Raw genomic sequence first — 9,106 nt, forward strand, 5'->3', positions numbered from 1 at the left:
CGGAACGGCCGCGGCCGGAACTCGCAGAGATCGTCACTTGGGTCGGTGAGGGCGCCTGATGTTCTACGATACGGCCTCGAATCGTCACGGCATGCCGCATGACCCCTTCAAGGCCATCGTATCGCCGCGGCCGATCGGTTGGATCGGCACGCGGTCGGCTGACGGCTCGCTGAACCTCGCGCCCTATTCCTTCTTCAATGTCATCGCCGACCGGCCGAAACTCGTGATGTTTTCGTCGAGCGGATACAAGGATTCGGTCCGCAACATCGAAGCAACTGGCGAGTTCACGGCGAGCTTCGCCAGCCGTAGTCTCGCCGAAGCCGTGAACAAGACGTCGATACCGGCGCCGCACGGCGAGAGCGAATTCGAGATCGCCGGACTCACGCCGGTTGACGGCACCCTGGTGAAGGCGCCGTTCGTTGCCGAGGCCTTTGCTGCGCTCGAGTGCCGGACGACGGAAATGTTTCAACCGAAGGGCCTGGATGGCGAAGTGTCCGACAACTATGTCGTCATAGGTCAGGTCGTCGGCATTCATATCCGCGAAGAAGCAATCCGCGATGGCCGATTCGACATGGCGACGGTCAGGCCGCTCGCCCGTCTTGGCTATATGGATTATTGCGACGGCGGCGATGTCTTCCAGATGACGCGCCCGACCCGTTGAGATCAGCGATATTGTGCGCCGGATAGGTCACGCGACGCTGACGACGACTGCCTGCTCGATCGAACTGCAAACGACCGAGGCAAAGCCGTTGTCAAGGCTCAGCGATTGCGCCCACCGTGTCGCGGCTTCATCGGCGCAGGCGGGCAACACCTCATAGGCAGGCACGCCGGCTTCTGCCGCCTTCAGGACCACATAGGACCGTCCTGCGAGGATAGGTGCTGCCACACGCTGGTGGGGCGCGCTGGTCGGCTCCAGGCAGCCAAGCGATTTTGCGAGCGCCGCACCGTTGAAGACCAACGCTTCCAGGCGGGGCGACGCATGTGTCAGAGGATAGGGCGACAACAGGCCCTCCGGCGAACTGCCGTATTCTGCATAGATCCGGATCCGGTTAGGCGCGATGCCATTGGTGGCTTCCGCCACCCGCAGCATCACGTCGAACTGTTGTATGTCGGCGCGCCCGCGGCATCCGGAAAGAACGATACCGTCTACACCGCTCACGATGATCCGGTTCAATGCCTCTTCGTCCAGCCGTTCCAGTGGTTCGGCGCGCGCAAAAAGGTCGAAGCTTCGGCCTGCCAACCGCGCCCAGCCACGCAGTATTTCTGCGTCGCACCCGATATCCGTGATCACGCCAGAGAACGCATTGAGCGCAAGGACGTCCATGGTCGGAGGCGTGCCATCGGTGATCAGCAGCGGATTCATGGTTTGGGAGCGGTTAACAGACATGGTGAACCAATCTTAAACCTTTGCCGGCTAGGGTTTGAACATCGGTGGCATTGGCGTGGTCTAGTGGGGCGTAGGTGATCATACAAGCATTTCTTCGCTGGGTGGAAACGGCGAGAACGGGCGAACGAACCCGCGCTGCCAGCGCGCTCGGTCGCGCCTATGTCGGCGCTGAGATGAATGGCCTCGACCGCCGCGCGGCGGAGATGGCGATGACGTTCCTGCTCGACGATCCGTCGCCAAAGGTTCGGCGCGCACTCGCCGATGCGCTTTGTGGCTGCTCGTCCGTTCCACGCGCCATCATTCTCGGCCTTGCCGAAGACCAGCCCGAAATTGCCTATGTCGTCATCTCCCGCTCGCCTGTCTTGACTGACGAGGATCTGGTCGATCTCGCTGCCAGAGGTACGCTCGAGACGCGCGCGCTGATCGCGGCGCGCAGCTTCGTCTCCCGCGCCGTGTGCGCCGCCCTCGCTGAAATCGGCGGTGAGGAAGAGGTGCTGATCCTTCTGGAAAATACCGGCGCCAACCTTTCGCGCCGCTCGCTGAAACGCATCGCCGAGCGTCTCGGCTGCTCGGCGGCCGTACGCGACCTGTTGCTTGCACGGCCGGACCTCCCAAGCGATGCCCGCCATGCGCTGGTGGAAGAGGTGGGGGCGGCGCTGGCCGCCTTCGGTCTGGTGCAGATGGCGATCGGCGAAGCCCGGGTTCAGCGGATCACCCGGGAAGCCTGCGACATTGCCGCCGTCGGCATGGCAGGCACACTGGCGGTGGAGGAATTGCCTGGCCTCGTGTCGCATCTGCGCGAGACCGGCCGCCTGACCCCGGCCTTCCTGCTCCACGCGCTCGTCACCGGTCGCGCGGAATTCTTCTCGGCGGCGATCGTCGATCTCTCTGGCGTCTGCGAGAGGCGTGTGCGCTCCATCCTGTCCGGCGGTCGCGTTCACTCGATCCGCGCTCTGTTCGAGAGTGCCGGCCTCGGCCACGATGTCAGCGAAACCTTTGCGGCGGCCGTGCTTCTCTGGCGCCAGGATACGGCAGCTGGACACGACGGCACGGCGTCCGTTTCCAAGGCGCTGCTCGCGCGGCTAAGGAACGAGCGCTCGTCGTCGCCGGTCAATACCGCGATGATCGACCTGCTCGAGCGCCTGGCATTTGCCGAGGAGCGCCAGTCGGCCCGCAGCTATGCGGAACTTGCAGCGCGCCAGGCAGCCTGACTTCCGTCGCGGCCGTTTGCATCCCGCTTGCATCCCGCGACCTCTCCACCCAATTCTGCTGGCAGCCCGATGCGGGCTCGTGGCCAATGAGGAACTGACGCATGAACGTGAGGGCCGACGCAACCGTCGCTGTAACCGGCATAGGCGGCTTTGTCGGGCGTCACGTCGCGCTTCTCTTGTTACGGCAGGGCTACGACGTGCGCGGCACCGTTCGTGATCTGGCGCGCAAGGAGGAGATCGAAGAATCGATCCGCGCTGCCGGCGGTACGGAAGGACGAAAACTGGCCTTTGTCGAAGCGGACCTCCTGGGGGAAAGAGGCTGGGCTGAGGCCTTCGTTGGCGTTTCCCATGTCTTGCACACTGCATCGCCGTTCCCGGCGCGGCTGCCTGCGGATGAAGCCGATCTGATCGGGCCGGCGCGGGACGGCACGCTGCGTGTCCTTCAGGCCGCTCATTTGGCCGGCGTTCGCCGCGTCGTTCTCACCTCTTCTGTTGCCGCCGTCATCTACGGGGCTGGCCGCGCTCCTTTCACGGAGACCGACTGGACCGACCCGCAATCACCGCTGGCGACGCCCTATTACCGATCAAAGACCTTTGCGGAGCGTGCGGCCTGGGACTATGCGGCCGAAAACGGGCTCGAGTTGGCAGTGGTCAATCCCGGCATGGTCCTTGGGCCGCTGCTCGGGCGCGAGATAGGCACCTCTGTCGCCGTGGTTCGCAACCTTCTGAGGGGTGGTTATCCCGCTCTGCCGAGGTTCAGCGTACCCGTCGTTGACATCCGTGACGTTGCTGACGCCCATGTCCGGGCAATGACGGTCGCGGGAGCCGCGGGCGAGCGGTTTCTGATCGCCGCCGAGACGTTGTCACTTGCCGACATGGCGTCCGTCCTGCGCCGGCGGTTTCCGGAGCATGCCGCCAAGCTGCCAAAGTTCATTCTGCCGAATTGGCTGGCAGGCTTGGCTGCGCCCTTTGATGCCGGCTTGCGGCTGATCGTGCGGGAATTGGGACGCGACTCCCGTATTTCCAACGAAAAGGCACGTCGCGTTCTGGGGTGGCAGCCGCGAACCGCAGAAACGGCCGTAGCAGCCAGCGCCGAAAGCCTGATTGCTGCCGGTCTGGTTTGAGCGAGACCGCTAGTTGGTGAAGCGGCGGGCGACCCAGGAATAGCCGTCTTCGATATAGTGCACCGGCTTTGTAACGATCGTCTTGAGCTTCTCTCGATCCGGGATGGCGCCTGAGAGGAAGGCCAGTGTCCACTTCGGCAGGTTTGGCTCCGACACCGGTTCGGCCACTTGTGGAGGTGGTGTCTGGCTCTGCTGGGAACCGGCCGGTGGCGGGCTGAGGTCGGCGAGGGCCGGACCGGAACTCTCGCACATCGCGACGACGACCGGATAGTTGGCATTCGAGAACTTCGGCAATTGCGCCTGCGAATCCGTGTCGCATTGGGCGATCGATGGCCATGTACCATTGACCGTCGAAATGTACTGGCATTGGCTGACGTCGTGGTCGCAGCCGAGAATGGTCATGACAATCAGCGCCGCTTGCATGGTGTTCCTGTCGGTCCCTGGAGGTTGTGGTCGGATCAACCTATGCCTGCACGATTCTCCCCGAAATAGGGCAGCGTTGTCGGCGACGCGGAACAAATTGTTTCAGCCGTTTAGCCGGATTGATAGGGCGAGTACCGGGACCCTGCGTCATTTGACGTATTGGCTGGCGGTAAGGGTGGCACTAACCTCCGGCACAAATCGCTGAAGCCAAGAAGGACGAAATCATTGCCTGCCGTAACGATAGCCCTGGAGTCCCCACGCCAAGCCGCGGTCGTGCGTCTGCTGGAACTCTCCGACGCTTATGCCGCTTCGCTCTATCCTGCCGAAAGCAATCATATGGTCGACCTATCGAGCCTGGAGCAGGCCGGGGTCTCGTTCCTGGTGGCCCGCCGCGAGGATGACATCGTCGGCTGCTGCGCGCTCGTGGAAGCCGGTAACGGCACGGCCGAGATCAAACGCATGTTCGTCGATCCTGAGGCGAGGGGCCTGAAAGTCGGCAAGCTGTTGTTGCAGGCCCTGGAGGCGCGTGCGGGTGATCTTGGCTACACGGCAATTCGCCTCGAAACCGGCATCTATCAGCCCGAGGCGATCGGGCTTTACAAGGCGACCGGCTATGTCGAGCGTTCACCTTTCGGAGACTACCAGCCGGATCCGCTGAGCCTGTTCATGGAAAAGCCAGTTCGCAAGACGGCATGATCTCTCTTCGCCCGCTTACCGCAAGGACTTGAAAACGGAAACGGCGGCCTCGGGCCGCCGCTTTCGATCTTGATGGCTCAGGGCGCACAAGAAGCGTGCGCATTTTCGCAACAGTTCCGGATCAGATGTCCAGGTTCTCGGCAAATACGGCGCGCTCCTGGATGAAGCGGAAGCGGGCATCGGCCTTGGTACCCATGAGATTGTCCACCGCCTCGCGCGTGCCTTCGAAATCGATCTCGTCGATCTCGACCTTGAGCAACGTGCGGAACCTCGGGTCCATCGTCGTTTCCTTGAGCTGCGCCGGCAGCATCTCGCCCAAACCCTTGAAGCGACCGATCTCGACTGTGCCGCGACCGGAAAACTCGGTGCGCATCAATTCTTCTCGATGCGCATCGTCGCGCGCATAAAGCGTCTTCGAGCCCTGGCTGATGCGATAGAGCGGCGGCACGGCGAGATAGAGGTGACCGCCGCGGATCAGTTCAGGCATTTCCTGATAGAAGAAGGTGATCAGCAGCGAGGCGATGTGCGCGCCGTCGACGTCGGCGTCGGTCATCACGACGATGCGCTCGTAGCGCAGGTCCTCTTCGCGGTATTTGCTGCGGGTGCCGCAGCCAAGCGCCTGGACGAGATCGGTGATCTGCTGGTTGGCGCTAAGCTTCTCGCGGCCGGCGCTTGCGACGTTGAGGATCTTGCCGCGCAACGGCAGGATCGCCTGGTTGGCGCGGTTGCGTGCCTGCTTTGCCGATCCGCCTGCAGAGTCCCCTTCGACGATGAAGAGTTCGGCGCCTTCTGCGGTGTTCTGCGAGCAGTCGGCGAGCTTGCCCGGCAGGCGCAGCTTGCGCACTGCCGTCTTGCGGTTGACTTCCTTTTCCTTGCGTCGGCGCACGCGTTCTTCTGCACGCTCGACGACCCAGTCGAGCAGCTTGGCGGCTTCGCCCGGATTGTCGGCAAGGTAGTGGTCGAATGGGTCGCGCAGTGCGTTTTCGACGATGCGCTGGGCCTCGACCGTCGCAAGCTTGTCCTTGGTCTGGCCGACGAATTCCGGTTCGCGAATGAAGACCGAAAGCATGCCTGCTGCCGAAATCATCACGTCGTCGGTGGTGATGATCGCCGCCCGCTTGTTCTGCGTCAGCTCGGCATAGTTCTTCAGGCCCTTGGTCAGCGCGATGCGGAAGCCCGCCTCGTGCGTGCCGCCCTCGGGCGTCGGGATGGTATTACAGTAGGAATGGACCTGCTGGTCGCCGCCGTACCAGGTGACCGCCCATTCGAGCGAGCCGTGCCCGTTTGCCTTCTCCGACTTGCCGGCGAAGATCTCACGGGTGACGGTGAATTCCTTACCGAGTGTTGCGGCGAGATAGTCCTTCAGGCCGCCGGGGAAGTGGAAGACAGCCTTGTCCGGGATCTCCGAGCCTTCCTGCAGCAGCGAGGGATCGCAGGACCAGCGGATCTCGACGCCGCCAAAGAGATAGGCCTTCGAGCGCGCCATGCGGAACAGCCGGCCGGGCTCGAAATGCGCATGCGGCCCGAAAATATCCGGGTCCGGATGGAAGCGAACGCGGGTGCCGCGGCGGTTGTGCACATCGCCGAGTTCTTCGAGCCCGCCCTGCGGAATGCCGCGGGAGAAGCGCTGGCGATAGAGCTTGCGATTGCGCGCAACCTCCACTTCGAGCGCATCGGACAGCGCGTTGACGACGGAAACGCCCACACCATGCAGACCACCGGAGGTCTCGTAGGCCTTGCCGTCGAACTTGCCGCCGGCATGCAGAACCGTCATGACGACTTCGAGCGTCGACTTGCCCGGGAATTTTGGATGGTTCTCGACCGGGATGCCGCGACCGTTGTCGGTGACGGTCAGGAAGCCGTCTGCGTCGAGGTGCACTTCGATGAAGTTGGCATGGCCGGCCACCGCTTCGTCCATCGAGTTGTCGATGACTTCGGCGAAGAGATGGTGCAGCGCCTTTTCGTCGGTGCCGCCGATATACATGCCCGGACGACGGCGCACCGGCTCCAGGCCTTCGAGCACCTCGATTGCCGACGCATCATAATCACTGCCATCACTGCCTTTCGGGGCAGGGCGAGGCTCTTCGCGCACGACGGGTGCCGCTGGCACAGCCGGTTTGGCGCTCGGCTGTACGGGCTTCGGTTGCTCGGGCATTGAAAAGAGGTCGCTGTTGTCGTCCATGGGGCCGTTCGGATCGTTCCTGTCGTATGGGGATGCCTGAGGCCATAGCAAGACCTCGGCTTTGCCGCCATCCCCCGGCGGTCGAATCATCTGAATTCTGCCAGACTCTCACAGGATACGCGAACAAAAGGAGAATGCCGGCGTCGGCCTTGGCGAAAATCCGCCTTCACGGCCGTGTCATGGCGCAAGTGTTGCTTTGACGTCCGGGCGATGGCAAGGCTTTCGGCGAACGAGGGAGCCCGTCATTGGCCGTGTCCACAATTGTTTTTCCGTTTCGTCGGCTTCTGCTGGCCGTTGCCTTCTTTTCCGCAGCTTCTGTCGTCCAGGCGCAGGCACTGAAGCCCTTCAAGGACGAGCTCTTCTCCTATGGCAAGGTGCTGCAGCAAAATGATGACGGTGATGACCTGACCGTCGACTATCAGGAATTGCGCGATATCAACGAACGGGACGAAATCCCGGAACGCCGGGTGAAGCGCGCCTATGTTTCTCTGGGCGTGAAAAGCGAGCAGGTCAACGAGACGCTCGACATCGGCGGCCGTCCGCTTGACGTGACCCGCGTCGGTCCGGACCGCGGCGCTGCCTTCACGGTGATCTTCATCCACGGTCGCGGTGGCGACCGACGGCTCGGCACCAACGATTTTTCCTTTGGCGGCAACTTCAATCGGCTGAAAAACCTCGCCGTCGCCAACGGTGGCGTCTACTACGCACCGAGCGTCCGCTCCTTCGACACATCAGGTGCCGCGGATATTGCCGGCCTGGTCAGGCAGGTCTCAGAGCGCTCGGGCGGCCGGCCTGTGGTACTGGCCTGCGCCTCGATGGGCAGCTTCATCTGCTGGGGCGTTTCGCGCGATCCCTCCGCTGTCGCCGCTCTCAGCGGCATGATGGTGATGGGTGGCGTGAGCGACCCCGATTTCACGAAGAGTGCCGCCTACAAGGCGAAGCTGCCCATGTTCTTCAGCCATGGCAGCCGCGACAGCGTTTATCCGGCCGAGAGCCAGAAGGCACTTTATCGCACGCTGAAGGCTCAAGGCTATCCGACACGCTTCGTCCTGTTCGAAAGCGGCTCACACGGCACCCCGGTGCGCATGACTGACTGGCGCGATGCGTTGAACTGGATCGGCCGCCACTGACCTTGGTCAGCGCTGCCGACATTTGTTAACCAGGTCGACAGTTTCCGGGCGAGATTGTGGCCCGTGTTTCCACTCTGGAAAGTTGAAGACGTCATCATGCCGGCAATTATGGCTGGGATGGAAATCATGGACGCGCGCACCGAGACACGGCACATTCCGCTGTGTGTGGATCTGGACGGTACTCTGTTGGCCGCCGATACACTGTGGGAAGGCGCGGCGATCATCCTGTTGCGCAACCCCCTGATGCTTTTTCCCATGCTGCTCTGGCTGGCAAAGGGCAAGGCGCGGTTGAAACACGAGGTGGCCTTGCGTTCCGGGCGCAGGGCGCAGGACTGGCCCTACCGGCAGGCCGTCATCGACCGGCTCGCCGAGGAGAGAAAGACGGGCCGCGAACTGGTACTCGTCACCGGTGCGGCGCCGTCGGTTGCCCGGGATATTGCCGATCACGTCGGCCTCTTTTCCTCGGTCATGCATTCGACCGATGCGCTCAATCTGACGAGCAGCCGCAAGCGCCAGGCGCTGGTCGATCGTTTCGGCGACGGCGCGTTCGACTACATGGGCAATAGCCGCGACGACATCGCCGTCTTCGAGGTGGCGCGCCGCGCGATTGTGGTTGCGCCTGATGCCGCTGCCGAAAAATGGCGCCGCAGTCATGATGCCGAGTGTCTGGATACCGGCAAGGTGAGCGTGCTGGCGCCGCTGAAATCCATTCGGGTGCATCAGTGGGCAAAGAACGTGCTGATCGGCGTGCCGATGATCCTCAATCACGAGGTCCTGCATTTCGACGCGATCGTCAGCGTCATCATTGCCTTCTTCGCGTTCAGCTTCCTCGCTTCGGCGGTCTACGTCATCAACGACCTTTCGGACCTTTCGAACGACCGCCGCCACGCAAAGAAGCGTCACCGGCCGCTCGCGAGCGGCCAAATGTCGGTACCGACGGCGCTCATACTTGC

At 62.7% G+C, this 9,106-nt stretch carries 9 protein-coding genes; 6 read left to right on the forward strand and 3 right to left on the reverse strand.

The genetic code is table 11. From position 1 onward, the window contains the following. The first annotated feature begins 58 nt into the window (after positions 1-58). A complete protein-coding gene (locus tag I8N66_RS30310; protein ID WP_113537724.1) occupies positions 59-661 on the forward strand; it encodes a flavin reductase family protein in 603 nt (200 codons plus the stop codon). A 27-nt stretch (positions 662-688) separates the two neighbouring features. On the opposite strand, the gene I8N66_RS30315 is transcribed toward I8N66_RS30310, so the two are convergent. After that, the gene (locus I8N66_RS30315) at positions 689-1,387 is read right to left on the reverse strand and encodes an aldolase (RefSeq protein ID WP_291162040.1); all 699 of its coding nucleotides are present in this window, start codon (positions 1,385-1,387) and stop codon (positions 689-691) included. A gap of 74 nt (positions 1,388-1,461) precedes the next feature. Between I8N66_RS30315 and I8N66_RS30320 the strand changes: the two genes are divergently transcribed. Next, a complete protein-coding gene (locus I8N66_RS30320) occupies positions 1,462-2,598 on the forward strand; it encodes a DUF2336 domain-containing protein (protein ID WP_291162042.1) in 1,137 nt (378 codons plus the stop codon). A 101-nt stretch (positions 2,599-2,699) separates the two neighbouring features. Then, positions 2,700-3,722: an aldehyde reductase gene (locus tag I8N66_RS30325; protein ID WP_291162044.1), complete on the forward strand. Its 1,023-nt coding sequence runs from the start codon at positions 2,700-2,702 to the stop codon at positions 3,720-3,722. A 9-nt stretch (positions 3,723-3,731) separates the two neighbouring features. Here the strand turns inward: I8N66_RS30325 and I8N66_RS30330 are convergent, their stop codons facing one another. Further along, positions 3,732-4,145 (reverse strand): hypothetical protein, encoded by a 414-nt coding sequence (locus tag I8N66_RS30330; protein ID WP_291162047.1) that lies wholly within the window; start codon positions 4,143-4,145, stop codon positions 3,732-3,734. A 225-nt stretch (positions 4,146-4,370) separates the two neighbouring features. Here I8N66_RS30330 and I8N66_RS30335 point away from each other — a divergent pair, with 225 nt between their 5' ends. Next, a complete protein-coding gene (locus I8N66_RS30335) occupies positions 4,371-4,841 on the forward strand; it encodes a GNAT family N-acetyltransferase (RefSeq protein ID WP_291162050.1) in 471 nt (156 codons plus the stop codon). A 121-nt stretch (positions 4,842-4,962) separates the two neighbouring features. On the opposite strand, the gene parE is transcribed toward I8N66_RS30335, so the two are convergent. Continuing rightward, the gene (gene parE, locus I8N66_RS30340) at positions 4,963-7,023 is read right to left on the reverse strand and encodes a DNA topoisomerase IV subunit B (RefSeq protein ID WP_291162052.1); all 2,061 of its coding nucleotides are present in this window, start codon (positions 7,021-7,023) and stop codon (positions 4,963-4,965) included. A gap of 245 nt (positions 7,024-7,268) precedes the next feature. On the opposite strand from parE, the gene I8N66_RS30345 reads away from it, so the two are divergent. After that, positions 7,269-8,153 (forward strand): alpha/beta fold hydrolase, encoded by an 885-nt coding sequence (locus I8N66_RS30345; protein ID WP_291162055.1) that lies wholly within the window; start codon positions 7,269-7,271, stop codon positions 8,151-8,153. A gap of 126 nt (positions 8,154-8,279) precedes the next feature. Then, positions 8,280-9,106, forward strand: an 827-nt coding sequence (locus tag I8N66_RS30350; protein WP_291162058.1) for a UbiA family prenyltransferase, incomplete at its 3' end; no start/stop codon positions are given.

This window comes from Ensifer sp. SSB1, assembly GCF_016652895.1.
GTDB lineage: Bacteria > Pseudomonadota > Alphaproteobacteria > Rhizobiales > Rhizobiaceae > Ensifer.

Excerpts from the sequence above, each read along its gene's own strand:
- parE (WP_291162052.1), bottom strand. The coding sequence starts at position 7,023 with ATGGACGACAACAGCGACCTCTTTTCAATGCCCGAGCAACCGAAGCCC.
- I8N66_RS30310 (WP_113537724.1), top strand. The coding sequence starts at position 59 with ATGTTCTACGATACGGCCTCGAATCGTCACGGCATGCCGCATGACCCC.
- I8N66_RS30325 (WP_291162044.1), top strand. The coding sequence starts at position 2,700 with ATGAACGTGAGGGCCGACGCAACCGTCGCTGTAACCGGCATAGGCGGC.
- I8N66_RS30330 (WP_291162047.1), bottom strand. The coding sequence starts at position 4,145 with ATGCAAGCGGCGCTGATTGTCATGACCATTCTCGGCTGCGACCACGAC.
- I8N66_RS30315 (WP_291162040.1), bottom strand. The coding sequence starts at position 1,387 with ATGTCTGTTAACCGCTCCCAAACCATGAATCCGCTGCTGATCACCGAT.